This is a genomic window from Saccharopolyspora indica (genome assembly GCF_027853965.1).
GTDB classification, from domain to species: Bacteria; Actinomycetota; Actinomycetes; order Mycobacteriales; family Pseudonocardiaceae; genus Saccharopolyspora; species Saccharopolyspora indica.
Window position 1 is genome coordinate 1 of sequence record NZ_JAQGLB010000030.1, and the last position, 22,685, is coordinate 22,685.

At 72.6% G+C, this 22,685-nt stretch carries 20 protein-coding genes; 12 read left to right on the plus strand and 8 right to left on the minus strand.

What is annotated here, in order from left to right:
* Positions 1 to 264: 264 nt before the first annotated feature.
* From OU416_RS37205 to OU416_RS37215, 3 genes are all read right to left on the minus strand, one after another.
* A complete protein-coding gene (locus OU416_RS37205) occupies positions 265 to 1,137 on the minus strand; it encodes a 1,4-dihydroxy-2-naphthoate polyprenyltransferase (protein WP_270931793.1) in 873 nt (290 codons plus the stop codon).
* Between the two features lie 72 nt (positions 1,138 to 1,209).
* A complete protein-coding gene (gene menE / locus OU416_RS37210) occupies positions 1,210 to 2,394 on the minus strand; it encodes an o-succinylbenzoate--CoA ligase (RefSeq protein ID WP_270931794.1) in 1,185 nt (394 codons plus the stop codon).
* Positions 2,395 to 2,534: 140 nt separating this feature from the next.
* A complete protein-coding gene (locus tag OU416_RS37215) occupies positions 2,535 to 3,227 on the minus strand; it encodes an NUDIX hydrolase (protein WP_270931795.1) in 693 nt (230 codons plus the stop codon).
* A gap of 86 nt (positions 3,228 to 3,313) precedes the next feature.
* Between OU416_RS37215 and OU416_RS37220 the strand changes: the two genes are divergently transcribed.
* A complete protein-coding gene (locus tag OU416_RS37220) occupies positions 3,314 to 4,315 on the plus strand; it encodes an SPFH domain-containing protein (RefSeq protein ID WP_270931796.1) in 1,002 nt (333 codons plus the stop codon).
* Positions 4,312 to 5,190: an NAD(+)/NADH kinase gene (locus OU416_RS37225; protein ID WP_270931797.1), complete on the plus strand. Its 879-nt coding sequence runs from the start codon at positions 4,312 to 4,314 to the stop codon at positions 5,188 to 5,190. The genes OU416_RS37220 and OU416_RS37225 overlap by 4 nt, the downstream gene beginning before the upstream one ends.
* On the opposite strand, the gene OU416_RS37230 is transcribed toward OU416_RS37225, so the two are convergent.
* Entirely contained in the window at positions 5,191 to 6,114 is a 924-nt protein-coding gene (locus OU416_RS37230) for a 1,4-dihydroxy-2-naphthoyl-CoA synthase (RefSeq protein ID WP_270931798.1), read from the minus strand. It abuts the gene before it with no gap.
* A 133-nt stretch (positions 6,115 to 6,247) separates the two neighbouring features.
* Between OU416_RS37230 and menD the strand changes: the two genes are divergently transcribed.
* Both menD and OU416_RS37240 read left to right on the plus strand, forming a co-directional pair.
* Complete coding sequence (gene menD, locus OU416_RS37235) at positions 6,248 to 7,918, plus strand: 2-succinyl-5-enolpyruvyl-6-hydroxy-3-cyclohexene-1-carboxylic-acid synthase (protein WP_270931799.1); 1,671 nt, start codon at positions 6,248 to 6,250, stop codon at positions 7,916 to 7,918.
* Between the two features lie 195 nt (positions 7,919 to 8,113).
* Positions 8,114 to 9,613, plus strand: a complete 1,500-nt coding sequence (locus OU416_RS37240; RefSeq protein ID WP_270931800.1) for a M1 family metallopeptidase — start codon at positions 8,114 to 8,116, stop codon at positions 9,611 to 9,613.
* A gap of 107 nt (positions 9,614 to 9,720) precedes the next feature.
* Here the strand turns inward: OU416_RS37240 and OU416_RS37245 are convergent, their stop codons facing one another.
* The gene (locus OU416_RS37245) at positions 9,721 to 11,013 is read right to left on the minus strand and encodes an isochorismate synthase (protein ID WP_270931801.1); all 1,293 of its coding nucleotides are present in this window, start codon (positions 11,011 to 11,013) and stop codon (positions 9,721 to 9,723) included.
* Between the two features lie 295 nt (positions 11,014 to 11,308).
* On the opposite strand from OU416_RS37245, the gene OU416_RS37250 reads away from it, so the two are divergent.
* From OU416_RS37250 to OU416_RS37260, 3 genes are all read left to right on the plus strand, one after another.
* Positions 11,309 to 11,806 (plus strand): DUF3592 domain-containing protein, encoded by a 498-nt coding sequence (locus OU416_RS37250; RefSeq protein ID WP_270931802.1) that lies wholly within the window; start codon positions 11,309 to 11,311, stop codon positions 11,804 to 11,806.
* 187 nt (positions 11,807 to 11,993) lie between these two features.
* Positions 11,994 to 12,911 carry a 1,2-phenylacetyl-CoA epoxidase subunit PaaC gene (paaC, locus tag OU416_RS37255; protein ID WP_270931803.1) on the plus strand — a complete coding sequence of 306 codons (918 nt, stop codon included), beginning with the start codon at positions 11,994 to 11,996 and terminating at the stop codon, positions 12,909 to 12,911.
* Between the two features lie 334 nt (positions 12,912 to 13,245).
* Positions 13,246 to 13,818: a hypothetical protein gene (locus OU416_RS37260; RefSeq protein WP_270931804.1), complete on the plus strand. Its 573-nt coding sequence runs from the start codon at positions 13,246 to 13,248 to the stop codon at positions 13,816 to 13,818.
* A 48-nt stretch (positions 13,819 to 13,866) separates the two neighbouring features.
* Here OU416_RS37260 and OU416_RS37265 read toward each other — a convergent pair whose 3' ends face one another.
* Positions 13,867 to 14,727, minus strand: a complete 861-nt coding sequence (locus OU416_RS37265; RefSeq protein WP_270931805.1) for an inositol monophosphatase family protein — start codon at positions 14,725 to 14,727, stop codon at positions 13,867 to 13,869.
* A gap of 202 nt (positions 14,728 to 14,929) precedes the next feature.
* On the opposite strand from OU416_RS37265, the gene OU416_RS37270 reads away from it, so the two are divergent.
* Both OU416_RS37270 and OU416_RS37275 read left to right on the plus strand, forming a co-directional pair.
* Complete coding sequence (locus OU416_RS37270) at positions 14,930 to 16,060, plus strand: glycosyltransferase family 4 protein (protein WP_372907261.1); 1,131 nt, start codon at positions 14,930 to 14,932, stop codon at positions 16,058 to 16,060.
* Between the two features lie 252 nt (positions 16,061 to 16,312).
* Entirely contained in the window at positions 16,313 to 17,002 is a 690-nt protein-coding gene (locus tag OU416_RS37275; protein ID WP_093353986.1) for a demethylmenaquinone methyltransferase, read from the plus strand.
* Between the two features lie 224 nt (positions 17,003 to 17,226).
* Here OU416_RS37275 and OU416_RS37280 read toward each other — a convergent pair whose 3' ends face one another.
* Complete coding sequence (locus tag OU416_RS37280; RefSeq protein WP_270931807.1) at positions 17,227 to 18,144, minus strand: LysR family transcriptional regulator; 918 nt, start codon at positions 18,142 to 18,144, stop codon at positions 17,227 to 17,229.
* Positions 18,145 to 18,234: 90 nt separating this feature from the next.
* On the opposite strand from OU416_RS37280, the gene OU416_RS37285 reads away from it, so the two are divergent.
* From OU416_RS37285 to OU416_RS37295, 3 genes are read left to right on the plus strand one after another with little or no spacing between them, the layout of a single operon-like run.
* Entirely contained in the window at positions 18,235 to 19,506 is a 1,272-nt protein-coding gene (locus tag OU416_RS37285; RefSeq protein ID WP_270931808.1) for a CitMHS family transporter, read from the plus strand.
* Positions 19,506 to 20,792, plus strand: coding sequence for an acyclic terpene utilization AtuA family protein (locus OU416_RS37290; RefSeq protein ID WP_270931809.1), 1,287 nt, complete (start codon positions 19,506 to 19,508; stop codon positions 20,790 to 20,792). Before OU416_RS37285 ends, OU416_RS37290 begins: the two co-directional genes overlap by 1 nt.
* Positions 20,779 to 21,072: an AtuA-related protein gene (locus OU416_RS37295; protein ID WP_270931810.1), complete on the plus strand. Its 294-nt coding sequence runs from the start codon at positions 20,779 to 20,781 to the stop codon at positions 21,070 to 21,072. The genes OU416_RS37290 and OU416_RS37295 overlap by 14 nt, the downstream gene beginning before the upstream one ends.
* A gap of 48 nt (positions 21,073 to 21,120) precedes the next feature.
* Here OU416_RS37295 and OU416_RS37300 read toward each other — a convergent pair whose 3' ends face one another.
* Positions 21,121 to 22,587, minus strand: a complete 1,467-nt coding sequence (locus OU416_RS37300) for an MFS transporter (protein ID WP_270931811.1) — start codon at positions 22,585 to 22,587, stop codon at positions 21,121 to 21,123.
* Between the last annotated feature and the right edge of the window lie 98 nt (positions 22,588 to 22,685).

Sequence of the window (22,685 nt, forward strand, 5' to 3'; positions counted from 1 at the left end):
CCCGCTCACGCGTCAACCGTCGACGGCCCTGGTTAACCGACCGGTTCCGAGTCTCGAAGTCCATCGCATCCCCGTAGATCGGGTGTTGCGACGACTCCTAGAACTCAAGCTGGTGCGCGGGCCGTTCTTCGCTCTCGTTTTGAAGCGGCGAAGCCGCTTGGCCCGCCTTCGCAACTCGCACCGCTGCGGGCTCCCGGAGTCCAGGCGGCGTCTGAGGTTCCGCTACCCGCACCGCCACGCAAAACGACCCCGAGTGCAGGCTTTTCAGCCGAAGGCGAGTGCGGCGCCGGTGATGACCGCCCAGATCAGCATGGCGAGGCCGGTGTCGCGCAGGGCCGGGATCAGCGCGCGTCCCTGTGCGCCGGTGATCACCGCTCGCAGCGGGACGACGAGGGGCAGCAGCGCGGCGAAGCCGAGCAGCACCCAGGAGTTCCGCAGCCCGATCAGCACCGTGATCAGGAACGGGACCAGCGCGAGCGCGACGTAGAGGGTCCGGGTGTCCCGGTCGCCGAGCATCACGGCCAGGGTGCGCTTGCCGGTGACGCGGTCGGACGGGATGTCGCGCAGGTTGTTGGCCACCAGCACCGCGCTGGACAGCGCGCCGACGCCCACCGCGGCGCCGATGCCGAAGCCGCTGATCTTCCCGGCCTGCACGTACATGGTGCCCAGCACCGCGATCAGTCCGAAGAAGACGAACACCGCCAGCTCGCCGAAACCGGCGTAGCCGTACGGGCGCTTGCCGCCGGTGTAGAACCAGGCCCCGGCGATGCACAGCGCGCCGATGGCCAGCAGCCACCACTGCCCGCTGAGGTAGACCACGCCCAGGCCGGCGATGGCGGCGAGCCCGAAGCAGATCCAGGCCGCGGTGCGCACCGCGGACGGCTGGGCGGAGCCGGAGCCGACCAGCCGGAACGGGCCGACCCGGTCGTCGTCGGTGCCCCGGATGCCGTCGGAGTAGTCGTTGGCGAAGTTCACGCCGATGATCAGGAACATCGAGACCGCGAGGGCGAGGACCGCGATCAGCGGGTCGAACCCGTCGAGCCCCGCCGCGGCGCCGGTCCCGGCGAGCACCGGCGCGATCGCGTTCGGGAAGGTGCGGATCCGAGCTCCCTCGATCCACTGCGCAACAGTCGCCATGCCAGCCATCTTCGCGCACCGGCTTCACCCGGCAGTGGCAGCCTCCCGGTGGCGGGGCCCGACCTGCGGCGTTCAGGCCTGGAAGAGCTCCGCGAGCGCGCGGCGGTCCGGCTTGCCCGGGCCGCGCAGCGGCAGCTCCGGGAGGAAGGCGAAGCGCTTCGGCGCGGCGGCGGCGTTCAGCCGCTCGCGGACGGCAGCGCGCAGCTCCGGTTCGGCCGGTGGTGCGGCCGGGTCGGCGGGCACGACCGCGGCGGCGACCGCCTGGCCCCACTCCGGGTCCGGCACGCCGAGCACGCACACCTCGCGGACGCCGGGTTGCTCGGCGAGCACCCGCTCCACCGGCAGCGGGGCGACGTTGACGCCGCCGGTGATGATCATGTCGTCGGCGCGGCCCAGCACCTCCAGCCGCCCGTCCTGCCAGCGCCCGAGGTCCCCGGTCCGGAACCAGCCGCCCGCGAACGCGGCGGCCTCCGGCTGGTGCCGGTAGCCCCTGGCCAGCATCGGCCCGCGCAGCAGGATCGGCCCGGTCTCGCCGTCGAGGCGGACCTCCGCGACGTCCAGCGGCTGCCCGTCGTACACGCATCCGCCGGCGGTCTCGCTCATCCCGTAGGTCGTGGTGACCCGGACGCCGTCGGCGAGCGCTCGGTGCAGCAGCGCGGGCGGGGTGGCGGCGCCGCCGAGCAGCACCGCGTCGAACTTCCGGAGCGAGGCGAGGCCGTCACCGCCTGCGCTGAGCAGCCGGGACAGCTGGGTGGGCACCAGCGCGGTGTAGTGCGGGCCGTCCGCGGCGAGGACGTGCTGCGCGGCTGCGGCGAAGCTCTCCGGGCGGAAGCCGTCGGCGGTGTCCACGGCGCTCGGGCGGGTTCCCGCGAGCAGCGCCCGGACCAGGACCTGGATCCCGGCGATGTGGTGCGCGGGCATCGCCAGCAGCCAGTGGCCGGGCCCGCCGAGGCGCCGGTGGGTGGCTTCGGCCGAGGCGCGCAGGGCGGCGGCCGTCAGCAGCACGCCCTTGGGCGTGCCGGTGGATCCGGAGGTGGCGATGACCAGCGCGGTCGGGTCATCGGAGGAGTCCTCCGCGCTGGTCAGCGGGCCGGACAGCGCCTCGGTGAGGCGCCGCGCCTCCGCGCCGTCGTCGCCGCGGACCGGCAGCAGCGCCGGGCCCTCACCGTTCAGCGCCCGCTCCAGCGCGGGCAGGACGTCCAAGGCGTCCGAGCCGGGCGGCACGGGGAGCGGTTGCAGGTGGCGGGCACTCGACATGCGCTCCATTGTCGGCTGGTCCCCGCGCGGCGCGTGTTCAGGTCCGGGTAGGAGTTCGGTGTCCGAGGTGTCGTGAGTGTTTTGCGGGGCTATGGCACCACAAAACACTTACGGCAGTTGACCTGGGGAAATGTCCCGGGTCAAGCCTCGCCGCCGCGCAGCAGGGGCGGGTGCAGGTGGTGGGCGCGACCGGCGCGGTACAGGCGTGCCGGGCGGCCGCCGTCGCGGGTCGTGGTGCGCTCCGTCGGCTCGACGAAGCCTTCCGTCTTGGTCGCCTTGCGGTGGAAGTTCCGCGGATCCGGGGCGGCGCCCCACACCACCTCGTAGACGCGGCGGAGCTCGGCGATGGTGAACTCGCGCGGGCAGAACGCGGTGGCCAGCGGCGTGTACTCGAGCTTCGCGCGGGCCCGCTCCACGCCGTCGCGGAGGATCCGGGTGTGGTCGAAGGCGAGGCGCCGCCCGGCGAGCAGCTCGTCCACCGGCTGCCAGCGGGCGTCGGCCGCGTCGGTGCCCGCGTTCGGGCTCGGCAGGTCGGCGGCCAGCGCGATGTAGGCGACCGTCACCACGCGCATCCGCGGATCGCGGTCGGGCGCGCCGTAGGAGGCGAGCTGTTCGAGGTGCACGTGGTCGCGGGAGATCCCCGTCTCCTCGGCCAGTTCGCGGGCCGCGGCGGCGTCCAGGTCCTCGTCCGGGCGGACGAATCCGCCGGGCAGCGCCCAGTCGCCCTCGTACGGCGGTTCGCCGCGGCGGATCACGAGGGCTTGCAGGGCGTCGTCTCGCACGGTCAGGACGACCAGGTCGGCCGTGACGGCGAACGGTGGGAACTCTGCCATAAGCCCAGCCTACCGACTTAGCGTCAGTTTGACGATTAGGCTCCGGCAGGGTTATCGTCAATCTGACGAAAACAAGGAGGGCTCCCATGGCCGACATCGCCCGCTACCCGCTGGTCCGGCACCTGCGCGGCTCGACGACCACCTACGTCGAGCACGTCCGCCGCGGCCGGACCGTCCGCGCCGGCGTCGGTGCGTCGTTCTGGTTCCGCCCGCTCAGCGCGGTGCTCAACGAGGTGCCCGCCGACGACCGCGAGCTGCCGCTGCTGTTCCACGCCCGCACCAGCGACTTCCAGGACGTCACGGTGCAGGCGACGGTGACCTACCGGTTCGCCGACCCGGCCACGGCGGCCGGCCGGATCGACTTCTCGATCGACCCGGACACCGGCCGCTGGCGCGCGACGCCGCTGGACCAGGTCGCCGGGCTGCTGACCGAGACCGCGCAGCAATACGCGATCGACCTGCTCGCGGGCGACGACCTGACCGCGGCCACGGCGGGCGGGGTCGGGCCGGTGCGCGACGTGATCGCCGCGGGGCTGGGTGCCGACCAGCGGCTGGCGGAGACGGGGATCGAGGTGGTCGGCGTCCGGGTCGTGGCGGTGCGGCCGGAGCCCGAGGTGGAGAAGGCGCTGCGCACCCCGACCCGCGAGCTGGTGCAGCAGGAGGCCGACAAGGCGACCTTCGAGCGCCGCGCCATCGCCGTCGAGCGGGAGCGCGCGATCGGCGAGAACGAGTTGCAGACGAAGATCGAGCTGGCCCGGCGCGAGGAGCAGCTGGTCGCCCAGCGCGGCGCCAACGCCCGGCGCGAGGCCGAAGAAGCGGCCGCGGCGGGAGCCATCTCGACCGAGGCGGAAGCCCGCCGCAAGGTCACGCTGGCCGAGGCGCGAGCCGAGGAGACCCGGCTGGCCGGGGCGGCTCGCGGCGACGCCGAGGCCGCGCACGTCGCAGCCTACCGCGACCTGCCCGAAGGCGTGCTGCTCGGGCTGGCGCTGAAGGAGCTGGCGGGCAACCTGCCCAAGATCGACACCGTGGTGCTCACCCCCGACCTGCTGACCAAGGCGCTGGCCAAGTTCGGCGGCGAAGCCCGATGAGCAGCGCACCGCGCGTCGTCATCGTGCACCGGCGCACCGAGTACCAGGAGCTCATCGCCCGGCACGGCACCCGCGGCCAGGCGGCGTTCTTCCTCCGCGGCCGCGGCCGGGGCATCGCGGAGCTGGCGGAGCGGCACGAGCGGACCACCAGCGCCATCGCCCGGGCGACGGCCGCGGTGCCGGTCGACTGGCGGCGCGGTGTCGTCGAGCGGGCGGACGTGTCGCGGTTCCTGTTCGCGCCCGACGACGTGGTGGTCGTCGTCGGGCAGGACGGGCTCGTGGCCAACGCCGCGAAGTACCTCGACGGCCAGCCGGTCATCGGCATCGACCCGGAACCGGACCGCAACGCCGGAACCCTGGTGGCGCACGCGCCCGACGACCTCCCGGACCTGCTGCGATCCACCGGCGAGGTGGAGGAGCGGACCATGGTGCAGGCGCAGCTCGACGACGGGCAGCGGCTGCTGGCGCTCAACGAGATCTTCGTCGGGCACCCGGGTCACCAGACGGCCCGCTACGAGCTCCAGCCGCCGGGTTCCGGGACCGAGGCCCAGGCGTCCTCCGGCGTCATCGTCGCGAGCGGAACCGGCGCGACCGGCTGGTGCCGCTCGATCGCGCTCGAACGCGGCAGCGGGCTGCGGCTGCCGAGCCCGCCGGAACCCAGGCTCGTGTGGTTCGTCCGCGAGGCCTGGCCGTCACCGGCCACCGGGACGTCCATGACCGAGGGAGAGCTCGTCGGCGACGAGCTGGCGCTGACCGTCCAGTCGGACCAGCTCGTCGCCTTCGGCGACGGCATCGAATCGGACGCCCTGACCCTGACCTGGGGCCAGCAGCTGCGCATCGGGCGCGCCCCCGCGGCGCTGCGCCTGGTCCGCTGATCAGTAGTACCAGGGGTAGCTGGACCAGTCCGGGGTCCGCTTCTCCAGGAACGAGTCGCGGCCCTCGACGGCCTCGTCGGTCATGTAGGCCAGGCGGGTCGTCTCACCGGCGAAGAGCTGCTGGCCGACCAGGCCGTCGTCGATGGCGTTGAACGCGTACTTGAGCATCCGCTGCGCGGTCGGCGACTTGCCGTTGATCTCGCGGGCCCACTGCAGCGCGGTCGCCTCCAGCTCCTCGTGCGGGACGACCTCGTTCACCATGCCCATCCGGTGCGCCTGCTCGGCGCTGTAGGGGCGGCCGAGGAAGAAGATCTCGCGGGCGAACTTCTGGCCGACCTGGCGGGCCAGGTACGCCGAGCCGAAGCCGCCGTCGAAGCTGCCCACGTCGGCGTCGGTCTGCTTGAACTTGGCGTGCTCGGCGCTGGCGAGCGTGAGATCGCACACCACGTGCAGGCTGTGCCCGCCACCGGCGGCCCAGCCCGGCACCACCGCGATGACGATCTTGGGCATGAACCGGATCAGCCGCTGCACCTCCAGGATGTGCAGCCGCCCGGCGCGGGCCGGATCGACCGTGTCGGAGGTCTCGCCGTCGGCGTACTGGTAGCCGGAGCGGCCGCGGATCCGCTGGTCCCCGCCGGAGCAGAACGCCCAGCCGCCGTCCTTGCTGGACGGGCCGTTGCCGGTGATCAGCACGCAGCCGACGTCGCTGGTCATCCGCGCGTGGTCCAGCGCGCGGTACAGCTCGTCGACGGTGTGCGGGCGGAACGCGTTGCGCACGTCAGGCCGGTTGAAGGCGACCCGCACGGTGCCCTTCCCGGGGCCGTCCTCGACGCAGCGGTGGTAGGTGATGTCGGTGAAGTCGAAGCCCGCGACGGGCTCCCACGAAGCCGGATCGAACAGCTCAGAGACACGGGGATTCTGCACACCTGGGACAATAGGCGCAGCAAGTGCCCGGCGCGGGGGCCTCCCCGCAGCAGCCCGGCGCCTGCGCGGACGAGGGGGAGGGGGACCATGTTCCTCCGGCCGGGGTCCGCCAACGAGGTTCAGAGGTGATGGGTTGAATCCGTCCACGGCTCAGGCTGAGGTCATCGTCGACGAGCTCGTCCGCAACGGGGTGCGGCAGGTGGTGCTCTCCCCGGGATCCCGCAACGCACCTCTCTCTTACGCACTGCACAAGGCCGATCACGCTGGGCGGTTGCGGCTGCACGTGCGCATCGACGAGCGCAGCGCCGGATTCCTGGCCTTAGGCCTGGCCGCGCGCTCGCAGTCGCCCGTCGCGGTCGCCTGCACCTCGGGCACGGCGGCGGCGAACCTGCACCCGGCGGTCAGCGAGGCCTTCCACTCCGGTGTGCCGCTGATCGTGCTGACCGCCGATCGCCCGCCGGAGCTGCGCGCGGCCGGGGCCAACCAGACCATCGACCAGCACGGCATGTTCGGCTCCGAGGTCCGACTGTTCGACGAGCTCGCGGTCGCCGAGGACCGGCCGGGGCAGAACGCCTACTGGCGCAGCCAGGTGTGCCGCGCCTGGCACGCGGCGCAGGGCGAGGTCCGCGGCGGCCCGGTGCACCTGAACCTCCCGTTCCGGGAGCCGCTGGTGCCCTCCGGCGACACCGACTGGTCCGAGCCGCTGGACGGCCGCCCGGACGGCGCGCGCTGGACGGAGGTCTCCAGTTCCGGTCGGGCGCCCAGCGCGCTGGGCCGCGTCCGCGCCCGGCACGGGCTGGTGCTGACGGCCGACTCCGGCGTGGCCGGAGTCGGCGAGTGGGGCGAGCGGTCCGGCTGGCCGGTGCTGTCGGAGGTCGGCGCGGTGGGCGTGCCCGGCTCCGCGGTGATCAGCACCGGGATGTGGCTGCTCGGGCTGCCCGAGTTCGTCCAGCAGCACCGGCCGGAGCAGGTGCTGTGCGTCGGGCGCCCGACGGTGTTCCGGCAGGTGCAGCGGTTGCTGGCCGACACCGGCGTGGAGGTGCTGCTCGCGCGCGGCGGGGCCGACTGGCCGGCGCCCGCGCACAACCTGCGGGAGGTCGCGGACACCTTCGGGCCGCCGCCCGCACCGGCGGATCCGGACTGGCTGACCGGCTGGCAGCAGGCCGACCAGAAGGCCTCCGCCGCGCTGCACGCCGCGCTGGACCTGGAGCGCTGGCCGAACGGCCCGGCGGTGGCGCGCTCGGTGGTGGACGCCATGCCGGAGCACGCGCTGCTGGTGCTGGGCTCGTCGAACCCGACGCGCGACGTCGCGCTGGCCGCGCGGCAGCGGCCCGACGTCGTCGTGCACCGCAACCGGGGCGTGGCCGGGATCGACGGCACGGTGTCGACCGCGATCGGCGCGGCCATCGCCCACGGGCGGCCCGCCTACGCGCTGCTGGGCGACCTGACGTTCCTGCACGACAGCAACGGCCTGGTGCTCGGGCCGCACGAGCAGCGGCCGGACCTGACGATCGTGGTGCTCAACGACGACGGTGGTGGCATCTTCTCGCTGCTGGAGCAGGGCGGGCCGGAGCACAGCGAGTCCTTCGAGCGGATCTTCGGCACGCCGCACGGCACCGACCTCGGGCAGCTCTGCGCCGCGCACGGCGTCGAGCACGAACTGGTGCGCCAGCACTCCGAGTTCGTCGAGGCGCTGCGGTGGCGGCCGGGCCTGCGCGTGATCGAGGTCCAGGCCGAGCGGGCCGCGCTGCGGTCGGTGCACGAGCGCCTGCAGGCCGCCGTCCGCTCCGCGCTGCTGGGCTGATTCCCATTTCGTGAGATGCCCGGCGCGGCGCGCGCCGGGCCGCGTTTCCGCAGATCACGGCGCATCGCTGTGGCCCATCGGAGTGATTCGCGGATTCCGCCGCAGAATGGGAAAAACGTGCCGGACCAAAAGACCGCCTGCTGGTCATGACCTTCTCTAGGCTCCCTCCGGAGCACGATTTCGAGGAGGTGGCAGGTGTTCCGACGACACGGCCTGCGAGCGGCGGCCGCGGCCTGCTGTGCGACGGCGCTTTTCGCATCACCGGCGCTGGCCGGTGATGCCGGACCGGGTGCGCCCGGCGCGGGTGACGACTACTTCCCCGGCTACGGCAACGGCGGCTACGACGTCTCGCACTACGACATCCAGCTGCGCTACCAGCCCGCGGACGACCAGCTGCGCGGCACCACGACGATCGTGGCCAAGCCGACGCAGGACCTGACCGCGTTCAACCTGGACTTCGCGCTGACGCCGAAGTCGGTGAAGGTCAACGGACTTCCCGCGGAGTTCTCGCAGAACGGCACCGAACTCACGGTGACCCCGTCGGAAACGCTGCCGGAGGGCAGCCTGGCCACGTTCGTCGTGGACTACGAGGGCGTGCCGTCCACCGTGGAGGTCGACGGGCTCAACCCGTGGATCCGCACCTCGGACGGCGCGCTGGCGGTCGGCCAGCCGGAGATCTCCGCCTGGTGGTTCCCCGGCAACGACCACCCGCGGGACAAGGCGACCTTCGACATCGCGATCACCGTGCCGGAGGGCACCGAGGCCATCGCCAACGGCGTGCACACCGACACCAGCACTTTGGCCGGGTGGACCACCTGGAAGTGGCGCACCACCAAGCCGACCGCGACCTACCTCGCGTTCTTCGGCGCCGGGCAGTACGAGGTCAACGCGCGGACCGGCGCGTTCGGGCAGCCCTACGTCAGCGCCTACTCGGAGGGCCTCGGCGAGCTCGAAGGCCCGGCGAAGGCCAGCGTCGAGCGCAGCCCGGAGGTCCTGGAGTTCCTGAGCGGCGTGCTCGGCGAGTACCCGTTCGAGGCGCAGGGCGGCCTGGTGTCCTCGGAGGGCATGAACTTCGCGCTGGAGAACCAGACCCGGCCCACCTACAGCCACCTGTTCTTCCGCAAGGGCGCGAACACCTCGGTGGTGGTGCACGAGCTCGCGCACCAGTGGTTCGGCGACTCGGTCTCGGTCGACACCTGGCGCAACATCTGGGTCAACGAGGGCTTCGCCTCCTACGCGGAGTGGCTCTGGTCGGAGGCCCAGGGCACCGGAACCGCGCAGGAGCTGTTCGACCACTACTACGCGCTGTACCCGGCCGACGACCCGTTCTGGCAGGTCACGCCGGGTGATCCGGGCAAGGAGTCGGTGTTCGACGGTGCGGTCTACGACCGCGGCGCGATGACGCTGCAGGCGCTGCGCAACGTGGTCGGCGACGAGGTGCTGCTCGACACCGTCCGCACCTGGGTGGCGCAGAAGCAGTACGGCACCGCGACCGTCGAGGAGTTCATCGAGCTCGCGGAGCAGAAGTCCGGCAAGCAGCTGGACGAGCTGTTCAACGTCTGGCTGTTCACCAAGGGCAAGCCGCCGGTCGGCGAAGCCACCGGTGTCCCGGCCAGCGCGCTGCGCGTAGCGGCCGCACCGCCCGCAGCGGTCGCCGAACTCGACCACACGCACTCGCTCCTGCACCAGCACTGAGGTGTCGCTGACCGGTGAAGGGCACCTTTAGGCAACTTACTTGCTAAAAGGTGCCCTTCACCGGGCCGTTCAGCACGCGCCGAGGGCGGGTTGCGGGCCGTCGGCGTTCAGTGCAGGCCTTCGAGGGCTTCGCGGACGGGGAGGAACTTCGCCTCGGCCTCCGCGACCTCCAGGTCCGGGTCGGAGTCGGGCACGATCCCGCATCCGGCGAACAACCGCAGCTTCCCGCCGCTGCGCCCGGTCTCACCGCCGGGCGCAGCGGCGTTCTCGACCTGGGCGCAGCGGATCGCGACGCCGAGCTCGCCGTTGCCGCTGCCGTCCAGCCAGCCGACCGGCCCCGCGTAGCGGCCCCGGTCCATGCCCTCCAGCTCGCTGATCAGCCGGACCGCGTCCTCGGTGGGCGTGCCGCCGACCGCCGCCGTCGGGTGCACCGCGGCGGCCAGCCGCAGCAGCGTCGCCGCCCGGCCGTCGGCATCGCTGAGCTTGCCCTCGACGTTGGTGGCCAGGTGCAGCACGTTGCGCAGCCGGAGCACCTCCGGTTCGTCGGGCGCGACGAGATCGCTGCAGAACGGGCGCAGCCGCACGGCCAGGGATTCCGCCGCGTAGGCGTGCTCGTGGCGGTTCTTCTCGGAGGACAGCAGCTCCGCGGCGAGCTGCTCGGTGCTGTGGCCCTCGCGCGGCCAGATCGTGCCCGCCAGCACGCGGGAGCGGACCTCGTAGCCCGTCCGCTCCAGCAGCAGTTCCGGGGTCGCGCCGATGAGCCCGTCGACCGCGAAGGTCCAGCAGGAGGGGTAGCGGGCGGCCAGGTTGTGCAGCAGGAACCGCATGTCCAGCGGCTCCGAGGTGGTGGCCAGCAGGTCGTGCGCGAGGACGACCTTGGCCAGGCCGCCGGGCTCCTGCATCCGGCGGACGCCTTCGGCCACCGCCTGCCGGTAGCCGGTGGCGGAGAGCTGCCCGTCGCTGTAGGAGACGGTGCCGGGCGGGTGCACCGGCTCGGGCTCGGCGGCCTCGGCCGCCCCGTCGCCGATCGTGGTGATCCAGCGCACCCCGTCGCGCTCCCCGACCACGACCTCCGGCACCACCAGCGCCGAGTGCCCCGGGTGGTCGGCGAAGGCCATGCTGGCGAAGGCCACCGGCCCGGAACCGGGCACGCCCACCGGATCGACTACCTCGGCCCGCTCGCACAGCTGCTGCCACCAGGCGTCGGCCTGCTCGAAGCGGTCGGGACCGGACACCTCCAGGCGGGCCGCGCAGCCCCAGCCGACCAGCCCGGCGCCGTCGCGGACCCAGCTCAGCGCCGAACCGCCGGGCAGCAGGTCCAGCAGCGGGCGGTCGTGTCGGGGGTCACCTGGTTCGAGCCGGCGGGTTCGCGCCACCAGCGGCCGGGATGTAGTCGCCACTCCTGGAGGGTATGCGGCGGGCCCGAAGAGTCTGTCGGCGAATGCCGTCCGCGCCTTAAGCGGCGTCAGCCGCTTGGAGCAGGCACGCAGCTCGCACCGCCGCGGGTTCTGAGTGTTTTCCTGGCGAGGACGGCTCCTCCGCCGTGCATTGGACATACATCAGGAGAGGGCACCCGCAGTCCAGGGAAGCAGTCAGGTTCCGCCACCCGCACCGCCACGCAAAACAACCACCAGCGGGCTCCAAGTGGTGGCCGACACCGAAGTAGTGCGGGTGGGGCGCTTACAATCGGTCACCGTGGCGAGCGACGCGGTGGTGCCGAACGCGGCCGACTCGGTGACCGGATCCAGCACGGAAGGTGACCGGCCGGTGGCGCGACCGGTGCGTCGCAAGGGCTGGCGGCGGGCCGCCCGCGGTGTTCTGGTGCTGGGCGTGCTGATGACCGCGATGGGTCTGTCGATCATCATCGCCTGCTTCATCAACGACCGGACCATCGAGGAGTCCAGGGGCGAGGCTGTCGCGGAGGTGGTCGACACCTCGCTGTTCCGGACCGCGGTGCGCTTCAACACCGACGAGGGCCGCGTCTACATCCCGGCGAACGGCGTCCTCTACCCGACCGACCTGCAGACCGGCCAGCTGGTGCGGGTGGAGTTCGACTCCCGCAACCCGGACCTGGTCCGCGTGGCGGGCCGCAACGCGACGCTGTCGTTCCTCCCGGTGGGCAGCATGCTCGCGGTGCTCTGGGCGATCCTGCTGCCCCTGTACTGGCTCTTCCGCCGCAACGCGACGCGCTGACATCGGATTTTCCAGGCTCGTTCTGCGTGGCGGTGCGAGCTGCGAGGGCGGGCTAAGCGGCTTCGCCGCTTGAAAGAACGAGGCCGAGGTCTTGGGCCAGGTCCGATGCGGCCGCTGCGCGGGGTTCCCCGAGCGGGGCGGGTGGTGTGACACTGGACTGGCCCGTCGACATCCCGCCGGAGGGCCGATGCGGTCGCTGCGCCGGGAGTCGGTCCCGGCTTGCGAGGTCGCCATGATGAACGTCAGGGAAACGCGAGCGGGCGCAGCGGATGTGCAGCAGTGGGTGCTCGGCGCACCATCCATGTCCACTGTGGATCGATCGGTGCCCGGAGGAGTGCTCGCCCGGGAACTCTCCCAGTACTGCGCGATGTTGGGCGACGACGCGCTGGTCCTCGCGCACCGCTTGACCGAGTGGGGAGTGCGCGCGCTGGAGCTGGAGGAGTCCGCGGCGCTCGGCCGGATCGCGCTGGATCTCGTGGACCAGGCGCGAACCCTGCTGCACCGCGCCGGTGAGGTCGAGGGCGCGGGGCGGGACGAGGACCGCCTGGCCTACGCGCGGCAGGCCGCGGACTTCCGCAACGTGCGGCTCGTCGAGATCGACTGCGGACCGGGGCCGGGCGGTGATTTTCCCACCACCGCTGCCCGGTTGCTGCTGTTCGCGGCGTGGCGGCACGCGGTCTTCGAGCGGCTGGTGAGCAGCCGCGACGCGGTGCTGGCCGACCTGGCGGCGAACTCGCTGAACCGGCTCGCCCGGCACCGGGACCACGCGGCGCAGTGGGTGATCCGGTTCGGCGACGGCGGCGCGGATCCAGCCCGGCGGATGGCGGCCGGGTTCCAGCGGATCTGGCCGCTGACCGCCGAGCTGTTCGTCCCGCACCCGGTGGAGGTCCGGATGGACGACCTCGGCTGCGGCGTCGACCCGGCGCGGGTGCGCGACGAGGTGCGCGGCGTGCTCGACGAGGTCAGCTCGGTGGCCCGCCTCCGGCTCCCCGAGCCGCCCGACTTCGGCGCGTTCGCCCGCCCCGGCGGCCGCGACGGCGCGCACACCGGCGACTTCGAGTTCCTCATCGCCGACCTCCAGTACCTCGCCCGCTCCGGCGGCTGACCCGGCCGATTGCCCCTTGTCGGCGCTGTTTCCGCTGGTGGTGACCCGTGAGCGTTTTGTGGTGCTATAGCCCCCCAAAGCACTCACGGGCCTTCACCAGCGGTGACGGAGCCAGTGCGCGAAATTGCCCGCTTCCGCCCCGGTGCGCGGCTACGCAGAGCGGGTGGGCGGCGAGATTGAGTACTTTTCCCCAAGAAGTCCGGGCGGGATCGGAGCAGAGTGATCGGGAGGCGCCCGGGAACTCCGGCCCGGCACACGACGTCGAACCCGGCGATCGCGGGCGCGGACACCGGTTTCGACGGCTGCTCGCGGCCGAGTGGAAGGACGACCCGACGTGGACGGATTCTGGTTGCAGGTGCTGATCGCACTGGTCGCGGGCGGGTGCGGGGCCGGAGTGGTGCTGGTGGCCCGCGCCAGGAGAGCGCGGCCCGAACCCGCCGCGCTGCCCGGGCCCGCCGCGGTGCCGCCCGTTCCGGCGCAGCCGCCGGACCGCTGGTTGCACGACGTCCGCCGGTGCGAGCAGGCCGTGCACCGGGCCGCGCGGGCGGTGGACGCGGTCTCCTCCACCCGGGCCCGGCAGAACCTGCAAGCGGTGGTGCGCCGCATGGACGCCGAGCTGCCGAACGTCCGCGCGCTCGCCGAGCTGGGGCGCGGGCTGACGAGCGCCGATGCCGCGGTGCTGAGCCGGGTGCGGGGTCAGCTGGAGGATGCGGTGGTGCGCTTCGGCATGGTCACCGACCACGTCCTGGAAGCGGTCGTCGAGCTGGTCGCCGACCCGGACCTGTCCCGGGTCCACCAGCAAGTCGTGGTCCTCCGCGAGCAATTCCCGCTGCTGCGCCCGATGTCGGCGGTCTTCGGCCCGAAACCGGGCTCGGCCCCGGCCCGCGCGCTGCTCCCCGCAGCCTGACGCCCGAGGCGTCGAACCTCCGCGATTCCAAGGGAAAACGCTCGCCGGTCAGCTCCGCGCGAAGGCCTGGTACCACCAGTCGTGCACGTCGGCGGCGACGCCGGGAGCCGCCACCAGCAGCCCGTCCAGCGGCAGCGCGTTCGGCTCACCGCGACGGTCCAGGACGGTCGCCCCCGCTTCGGTCGCCAGCGCGAGCGCCCCGGCGACGTCCCACTCCTGGTAGGAGTCCAGCACCGCGGCCACCGCGTGACCGAGCGCGACCTGCGTGATCGCCAGCGCCGGAGAGCCCAGCAAGCGGACGCCGACCTGCGCGCTGGTGGCGTTGGTGATGAACCGGTCCATGCCCCGCCACGGGCCGGTCCTGGTCAGCTCGGTGCACACGATCCCGCCGCGGGTCTCGCGCTGTTCGCTCAACCGCACCGGATTCCCGTTCGCCCGCATGCCGCGGCCGCGGGCGGCGGCGTAGATCTGCGTGCGGTAGGGATCGGCGACCACCCCGACCACCGGGCCGTGCTCGTCGAGCATGGCCAGGCTGTAGGTGCACCAGGGCAGCCCGGCGACGTAGTTGGCGGTGCCGTCGACCGGATCGACGGACCAGCGGAACTTGGCCGTCCCCGCGCGGGCCGCCCAGTGCTCGGCGACGGTGGTCGGCGCCGCGTCGAACTCCTCGCCGAACACCGGGATCCCGGGGAACTCGTCGGCCAGGATCCGCCGGGTGTGCCGTTCCAGGGTGCGGCCGGTGTCGGTGACCCAGTCGAACGGGGACTCGGTCGGGGCGGGCTGGGCCCCGCGCCCCGCGGTCGCGATGATCACGTCCGCGGCGTCGTTGGCGAGTCGACCGGCGACTTCGAACGCTCGCGAGACCAGCGCCGGATCGCTCTGCGCCGGCGGGGTAGGCAGGACCGTCATGCCGCCCCAGGTTCCGTGCGGTGGGTGACCGGCGCGCAACGCTCAGGTGACAGCTGGTGGAGAGGCAGATCACGATTGCGCGCTGCAACCGTCCCTTCTGGGAAGACCGGTTTTCCCAGTCGCGGGAAACGACTTCTTCGGTTGCCGTTGGCGGTGCCGTCACGTTGCGGTCGACTGCTCGCCGATCCGGAGCGCGACCGTGATGCGCGTGCGCATAGCGATCGTGACCGAGAGCTTCCTGCCGCAGATCAACGGGGTGACGAATTCGGTGCTGCGAGTGCTGGAGCACTTGCGGCGCCGGGGAGATTCGGCGCTCGTCATCGCGCCCGGTGCCGGCCCGGACGAGTACGCGGGGTTCCCGGTGATCCGGCTGCCCGCGGTGGATCTGCCGGTGGTGTCGTCGTTGCCGATCGGTTTTCCGACGCGGCGGTTGCTGCGCGGCTTGCAGGGCTTCCAACCGGACGTCGTGCACCTGGCGTCGCCGTTCGTCGTGGGAGCGCGGGGTTTGGCAGCCGCACGGCGGCTGGGCGTGCCGACGGTCGCGGTGTACCAGACCGATGTCGCGGGTTTCGCCGCGTCCTACGGGTTGGGGCTGACCGCGCGGGCGGCGTGGCGGTGGATCCGGCGCTTGCACGGCGCGGCCGACCGGACGCTGGCGCCCTCGACCTGGGCGGTGGAAACCCTGGAGCAGCACGGGATTCCACGCGTGCACCGGTGGGGGCGGGGCGTGGACACGGCGCGCTTCTCGCCGCAGCAGCGGGATTCGGGCTGGCGACGCGAGTTGGCCGCGGACGGGGAGCTGCTGGTCGGCTACGTCGGCAGGCTGGCCCCGGAGAAGCGCATCGAGCGGCTGGCGGCGCTGGGCGGGATGCCGGGCGTGCGGGTGGTCGTGGTGGGCGATGGTCCGGACCGCGAGCGGCTGGCCGATGCGGTGCCGAACGCGGTGTTCCTCGGCCAGCGCACCGGGGACGAGCTGGCCCGCATCTACGCCAGCCTCGACGTGTTCGTGCACACCGGACCGCACGAGACGTTCTGCCAAGCGGTCCAGGAGGCGATGGCCTCGGGCGTCCCGGTGGTGGCCCCGGACGCGGGCGGCCCGCGCGATCTGGTCGACCACGGCCGCACCGGCTACCTGCTGCCCGCCCACGACGCCGACGTCCACGCGGAGGCGCTGCGCGCCGCGGTCGAGTCCCTGCGCGATGCCGACCTGCGCAGGAGGTTCGGCGCGGCCGCGCGCGAGGCGGTCGCTGGGCGGACGTGGCCAGCGCTGTGCCAGCAGCTGATCGGCCACTACGACGCAGTCGCCGCAGGGGCGCAACCAATGGCCGCGTAATGCTTGTTCGTGGTTGTTTTGCGTGGCGGTGCGGGTGGCGGAACCTGAGTGCTTCCCTGGACTGCGGGTGCCCCTCCTGATGTATGTCCGGATACACGGCGGAGGGGCCGTCCTCGCCAGGAAAGCACTCAGAACCCGCGGCGGTGCGAGCTGCGTGCGTACTCCAAGCGGCTGCCGCCGCTTGTAAGGCGCGGACGGCTACGCCGACGGCCACCTGACGCTGGTGGCGGGCTCGCCACGTACGCTGCGGGTGTGTCTCGGGCAGGTTTGGACAAGGACCCTCGCGAAGTCGCCGCGATGTTCGACGGTGTCGCGCGCCGGTACGACCTGACCAACACCGTGCTGTCCTTCGGCCAGGACCGCCGGTGGCGGGAGGTCACCAGGCGGGCGCTGTCGCCGAAGCGCGACGAGCGCGTGCTCGACCTGGCGGCGGGCAGCGGTGTGTCGACCGAGGAGTTCTCCCGGTCCGGCGCCTGGTGCGTGGCCGCGGACTTCTCGCTGGGCATGCTCTCGGTCGGGCGGCACCGCGGCGTGCCGATGGTCGCCGCGGACGCACTGCGGCTGCCCTTCGCCGACGAGTCCTTCGACGCGGTGACGATCTCCTTCGGCCTGCGCAACCTCGTGGACACCGCGGCCGGGCTGCGGGAGATGCAGCGCGTGGTGCGGCCGGGCGGCCGGCTGGTGGTGTGCGAGTTCTCCACGCCTACCTGGCAGCCGTTCCGCACGATCTACCTGAACTACCTGATGCGCGCGCTGCCGCCGATCGCCCGCGCGGTCTCGTCGAACCCGGACGCCTACGTCTACCTGGCGGAGTCGATCCGCGAGTGGCCGGACCAGCGCGCCCTGGCGGAGCTGATCGCCGAGTCCGGCTGGACGGACGTCGCCTGGCGGAACCTGACCAGCGGCGTCGTGGCGATCCACCGCGCGGTCAAGCCCTCCTGAGCCGTCGGACGCGCCGGAACTTCAAGGGAAATCGGGTCCGCGATTTCCCTTGAAATCGCGTGATCACCCGACGCGCCCCCGGTGCGTCGGTGCCTGACGCACCGACGGTCCGTGCGATTTCAATGGAATTTCGACGTCTGATTTCCATTGAAATCGCGTGGCGTCGTCCGCAGCGCGACGGGACTGTGCGCGTCTCGCGGTGCGGGGACCGGCGCGTCGGCCGGTCAGAGCCAGGTGGTTTCCGGGGGTAGCGGGGTTTCGGCGCGCTGGGTGATCGCCGTCATGAAGGCCTTCGAGGCCGCCGCCAGCGGGCGGTGCGGGTTGCGGACCACCGCGATGCGGCGGCTGATCACCGGCTCGTCCAGGGCCCGGTGCTCCAGGCCGGCGAATGCGACCAGCGGCAGCACCAGGCCCGGCACCACCGCCACCCCGAGGCCCGCCGCGACCAGGCCCGCGACCGTGCTGATGTTGCTGGACTCCAGCACCACGTCCGGGCGGATCTTGGCCGCCGCGAAGGCGCGTTCGGCGTGCTGGCGGATGCTGCTGCTCGGGTCGAAGGCGATGTGCGGCTCGCCCGCCAGGTTCGACCAGGAGAGACCGCGCTGCGCGGCGAACCGGTGCTGCGGCGGGAAGACGCAGCAGAACCGGTCGGTGGCGATCGGCTTGACGTGCAGGTCCGGCAGCGGCTCGGCGACCACCGTGACGGCCAGGTCCACCACCCCGGCGCGGACCTGCTGCAGCACCTCGTCCGACATGGCGTCCGAAATGGACAGTTCCACCGCCGGGTGCGCCGCGCGGTAGGCGGAGACCACCGGCGGCAGCAGGATCGCCGCCAGCGACGGCAGCGCCGCGATGCGCACCTGCCCGCGGTTCCCGGCGAGGAAGCCCTGGAAGTGGTTGATCCCGGCGTCGAACGACTCGACCACCTGCCGCGCGACCCGGCAGAACTCGCGGCCCTCCGGCGTGCTGGTCAGGTTGCGGGTGGTGCGCTCGAACAGCGCGATGCCCAGCCGCCGCTCGACCTCGCGGACCGTCCGGCTCATCGACGACTGGGCCAGGTGGAGGCGTTCGGCGGCGAGCGTGAAGCTGCCCGCGTCGTGCACGGCCAGCACCAGCCGGAGCTGCTGCATCGTCAGATCCATGCTCACAACTCATGAATCTATCATTAACTATTGCTTGACCTGCATGGGCGATGCGGATCACAGTTCCTCCGTTCGAGTTCGGAGGTGCGCATGCTCGCCGTGAGCGGATTCCTCACCGTCGGGGTCTTCCTGGCGCTGGTGCTGTCCCGCCGGGTTTCGGTGCTGTTCGCGCTCACCCTGGTGCCGATCGCGGCCGCGCTGGTGAGCGGGTTCGGCGCCGGGCTGGGCGGGATGATCGCCGACGGCCTGGTCACCGTCGCGCCGGTGGCCATCATGATCACCTTCGCGGTGCTCTACTTCAGCCTGATGGTCGACACCGGGCTGTTCGACCCGGCGGTCGCCCGGATCCTGCGCTGGGCGGGCGGCGACCCGATGAAGATCACCGTGGGCACCGCGCTGCTGACCCTGCTGGTCGCGCTCGACGGCGACGGCGCCTCCACCTTCCTGATCACCGTCTCCGCGCTGCTGCCCGTCTACCAGCGGCTCGGGATGCGCCGGGTGGTGCTGGCCGGGGTGGTCTGCCTGGCGGCGGGCGTGATGAACATGGTGCCGTGGGGCGGTCCGACGGCCCGCGCGATGGCCGCGCTGCACCTGGACAGCGGACAGCTGTTCCTCCCGGTCCTGCCCGCGATGCTGGCGGGCGTCCTGTGGGTGCTGGTGGCGGCGTACCTGATCGGCCGCGGCGAGCGCAAGCGCCTCGGCGTGGTCGAGCTCGCCGTCGCCGACCGGCCCCGGCTCACCGGTGCCGACCGGGTGCGGTTCTGGATCAACGCGCTGCTCACCCTGGTGCTGGTGGCCTGCCTGCTGGCGCAGCTGGCCGACCTGGAGGTGCTGTTCCTGCTGGCCTTCCTGGTGGCGCTGCTGGTCAACCGGCCGAGCTGGGCGGCGCAGCAGGAGCTGCTCACCAAGCACGCCTACAACGTGGTGCTGGTGGTCGCGGTGATCTTCGCGGCGGGCGTGTTCACCGGCATCCTCACCGGCACCGGGATGATCGGGGCGATGGCCGAGGGCCTGGTCTCGGTGATCCCGGACTCGGCGGCGGGCCTGCTGCCGGTGGGCACGGCCATCGCGAGCATGCCGCTGAGCCTGGTGTTCACCCCGGACGCCTTCTACTACGGGATCGTCCCGGTGCTGGCCGAGACGAGCGCGGCGCTCGGCGGCGACCCGGCGGCCATCGGCCGGGCGGCGATCCTCGGCCAGATGACCACGGGTTTCCCGCTCAGCCCGCTGACCGCTTCGACGTTCATCCTGCTCGGGATGAGCGGGGTCGACCTCGGCGAGCACCAGCGGTTCGCCTTCAAGTGGGCGTTCGGCACGACGCTGGTGATGACCGCGGTCGCGCTGCTGACGGGGGTGCTGTGATGCGGATCGGCAGCGGAGCCGGGTTCGCGGGCGACCGGATCGAGCCCGCGGTGCAGCTCGCGGCGCGCGGCGAGCTGGACGACCTGGTGCTGGAGTGCCTGGCGGAGCGCACCATCGCGCTCGGCCAGCAGCGCCGCCTGCGCGACCCGGCGCTGGGCCACGACCCGCGGCTGCTCGCCCGCTTCCGCCCGCTGCTGCCGGTCGCCATCGGCAACGGCGTCCGCGTGGTGACCAACATGGGCGCGGCCAACCCCCTCGCCGCGGGCGAGATCACCCGCGATCTGCTGGTGGGCTCGGGGCTGCGCGGGCGGATCGCGGTGGTCACCGGCGACGACGTGCTGGACCGGCTGGACCTGCGCGAACCCGCGCTGGAGGACGGCATCGCGCTGGCCGGTCACGGCGAGGTCGTCTCGGCCAACGCCTACCTAGGCGCCGAAGCGCTGCTCCCGGCCCTGGACACCGGCGCGGACGTGGTGCTGACCGGCCGGGTCGCCGACCCCTCGCTGTTCCTGGCCCCGATGGCGCACCGGCTCGGCTGGGACCTCGACGACTGGCCGCGGATGGCGGCCGGAACGCTCGTCGGCCACCTCCTGGAGTGCGCCGGTCAGGTCACCGGCGGCTACTTCGCCGATCCCGGCGTGAAGGAGGTGCCGGACCTGGCGAACCTCGGATTCCCCTGCGCCGCGGTGGAATCCGACGGCACCGCGGTCATCGGCAAGATCCCGGGCACGGGCGGCCTCGTCTCCACCGCGACCGTGCGCGAGCAGCTGCTCTACGAGGTGACCGATCCGACGGGCTACCGCACGCCCGACGTGGTGCTGGACTTCCGCGAGGTGCGGGTGGAGCAGGTCGCGGCGGACCGGGTCCGGATCAGCGGCGCGGTCGGCAGGGCCCGGCCCGATGAGCTGAAGGTCAGCGTCGGCTACCGCGCCGGGCACCGCGCGGAGTGCGGGATCACCTACGCCGGGCCGAACGCCGACCGCCGCGCCCGCCTGGCGGCCGACGTCGTCACCACCCGGCTGCGCGGCACCGGCCTGCGCGTCCGCGCGGACGTCCTCGGGGCACCGGACGAGTGCAGGCTGCGGGTGGCCGCGCTGGCCCCGGACCCGGAGCTGGCCGACCTGGTGTGCCACGAGGTCGAGTCGCTCTACACCAACGGACCGGCCGGTGGCGGCGGAGTCCGCACCGACGTCCGCGAGGTGATCGGGATCGTCTCGACGCTGATCCCCCGCACCGAGGTGGAGACCCGGGTGACCGTGCTGGAGGCCGACGGTGCTGCTGCATGACATCGCCCACTGCCGGGCCGGGGACAAGGGCGACACCTCGACCCTGTCGCTGTTCCCGCACCGCGACGAGGACTACGACCTGCTGCTCCGCGAGGTGACGGCGGACCGCGTGCGAGAGCACCTGGCGATCCGCGGCGAGGTCCGCCGCTGGGAGCTCCCGAACCTCCGAGCCCTCCAGTTCACCTGCCACCGAGCCCTCGGAGGAGGAGTGACGACCTCCCTCGCCCTGGACACCCACGGCAAAACCCTCAGCTCCCGCCTCCTCGCGATGCGGTTGTGACGGCGGCGAGCCCCCGGCTGGGCGGCCGGGGGCTCGGGGGTTGGTGGGTCAGTTGGTCTTGCGGAACATCAGGGGGAGCAGGAGGAGGGCTGCCGCGGCGAGGGCGAGGTTGGCGGTCAGGGCGGTCGTGAAGGCTCCGAGGTGGTCGGCCGGGGTGGCCTCGTGGCCGCCGAGAGCGGTGAAGTAGACCAGGCCCAGCACGCTGACGCCGAGGGCCATGCCCACCTGGCCCGCCGTTTCCAGCACTCCGGACGCCGATCCGGCTTCGCGCTCCGGGACCTTGCCGAGGACCGCGCCGACCAGCGGGCTCACGCCGAGGCCCTGGCCGAAGCCGATCGCGGCGAGCGACGGGACCAGGTCCCAGGCGGCGACCTGGTCGCCGGCGGACCAGACGGTCATCAGCAGGGCCGCGGTCCCGATCAGGTTGATGGCGTAGCCGGTGGTCAGGGTGTGGTTGCCGATCCGGGCGGTGAGCCGCGGGCCGATCAGCGAGGCCGCGGCGAAGGTGATCGCCAGCGGGGCGAAGGCGAGACCGGCGGCCAGCGGGGAGAGCAGCAGGCCCGACTGCAGGGCCAGGGTCAGCACGAAGAACAGCCCGGCGTTGCCCGCGAAGAACGCCACCGCCACCGCGATGCCGCCGGAGAACGACGCTCGGCGGAACAGGGCCATGTTGACCAGCGGGTTTCCGCCCCGGGCCGCGACCCGGCGCTCCCAGGCGATGAACCCGGCGAAGGCGGGCAGCGCGGCGATCAGCATCGCCCAGGTGGTGGCGGTCCAGCCGAACTGCTGGCCCTGCACCAGCGGCGCGGTCAGCAGCAGGAGAGCGGCGCTGAGGAGTCCGACGCCCGGCAGGTCCAGGCCGCTGCCGGAGCCGTGGCCCTGGCGGGAGGCCGACAGCACGCGCAGCGCACCGATCAGGGTCAGCACGCCGATCGGGATGTTGACCAGGAACACCCAGCGCCAGGACAGGCCGAGCGGGTTCAGGCTGATCAGCAGGCCGCCGACGACCTGACCGGCGATCGAGGCGAGCCCGATGGTGGCGCCGAAGACGGCGAAGGCCTTGGCCTTGGCCGCGCCGGTGAACGTGGTCTGGAGGACCGAGAGCACCTGCGGGTAGAAGAACGCCGCGCCCACGGCTTGGAGCACGCGGAAGGCGATGAGCGAGGCCGGGTCCCAGGCCAGGCCCGCGGCCAGCGAGGCCACCGTGAAGATCGCGATGCCGACCAGGAACAACCGGCGGAACCCGAACAGGTCGCCCAGCCGGCCGCCGGTGACCAGCAGCAGGCCGTAGACCAGCACGTAGCCGCTGATCGCGAGTTCGACCTCGGTGAAGCTGGCGGCCAGCTCGGTCCGGATGGACGGGACGGCCACGTTCACGATGAACGAGTCCATGATCGCCATGAAGGTGGCGGCCATGGTGATCAGCAGGGCCCAGCGGCCGCGGCGGGCGTCGGCGGGGCGCGCTGCCGGGCGCTGGACCGGCGTGGGCGGGGCGACTTCCTGAACCTGTGGCATGGCTGGAACTCCGGGTGATCGTCGTTGTCGCGGTTGACCCAACTCTCGCCTCGGAGGCACCCCCGAACAACGCGCCCTTGGGCATCGATCGATAACCT

Excerpts from the sequence above, each read along its gene's own strand:
- OU416_RS37215 (WP_270931795.1), bottom strand. The coding sequence starts at position 3,227 with ATGGCAGAGTTCCCACCGTTCGCCGTCACGGCCGACCTGGTCGTCCTG.
- paaC (WP_270931803.1), top strand. The coding sequence starts at position 11,994 with ATGCGGTCGCTGCGCCGGGAGTCGGTCCCGGCTTGCGAGGTCGCCATG.
- OU416_RS37285 (WP_270931808.1), top strand. The coding sequence starts at position 18,235 with ATGCTCGCCGTGAGCGGATTCCTCACCGTCGGGGTCTTCCTGGCGCTG.
- OU416_RS37220 (WP_270931796.1), top strand. The coding sequence starts at position 3,314 with ATGGCCGACATCGCCCGCTACCCGCTGGTCCGGCACCTGCGCGGCTCG.
- OU416_RS37290 (WP_270931809.1), top strand. The coding sequence starts at position 19,506 with ATGCGGATCGGCAGCGGAGCCGGGTTCGCGGGCGACCGGATCGAGCCC.
- OU416_RS37205 (WP_270931793.1), bottom strand. The coding sequence starts at position 1,137 with ATGGCGACTGTTGCGCAGTGGATCGAGGGAGCTCGGATCCGCACCTTC.
- menE (WP_270931794.1), bottom strand. The coding sequence starts at position 2,394 with ATGTCGAGTGCCCGCCACCTGCAACCGCTCCCCGTGCCGCCCGGCTCG.
- OU416_RS37300 (WP_270931811.1), bottom strand. The coding sequence starts at position 22,587 with ATGCCACAGGTTCAGGAAGTCGCCCCGCCCACGCCGGTCCAGCGCCCG.
- OU416_RS37280 (WP_270931807.1), bottom strand. The coding sequence starts at position 18,144 with ATGGATCTGACGATGCAGCAGCTCCGGCTGGTGCTGGCCGTGCACGAC.
- OU416_RS37265 (WP_270931805.1), bottom strand. The coding sequence starts at position 14,727 with ATGACGGTCCTGCCTACCCCGCCGGCGCAGAGCGATCCGGCGCTGGTC.
- OU416_RS37225 (WP_270931797.1), top strand. The coding sequence starts at position 4,312 with ATGAGCAGCGCACCGCGCGTCGTCATCGTGCACCGGCGCACCGAGTAC.
- OU416_RS37270 (WP_372907261.1), top strand. The coding sequence starts at position 14,930 with ATGCGCGTGCGCATAGCGATCGTGACCGAGAGCTTCCTGCCGCAGATC.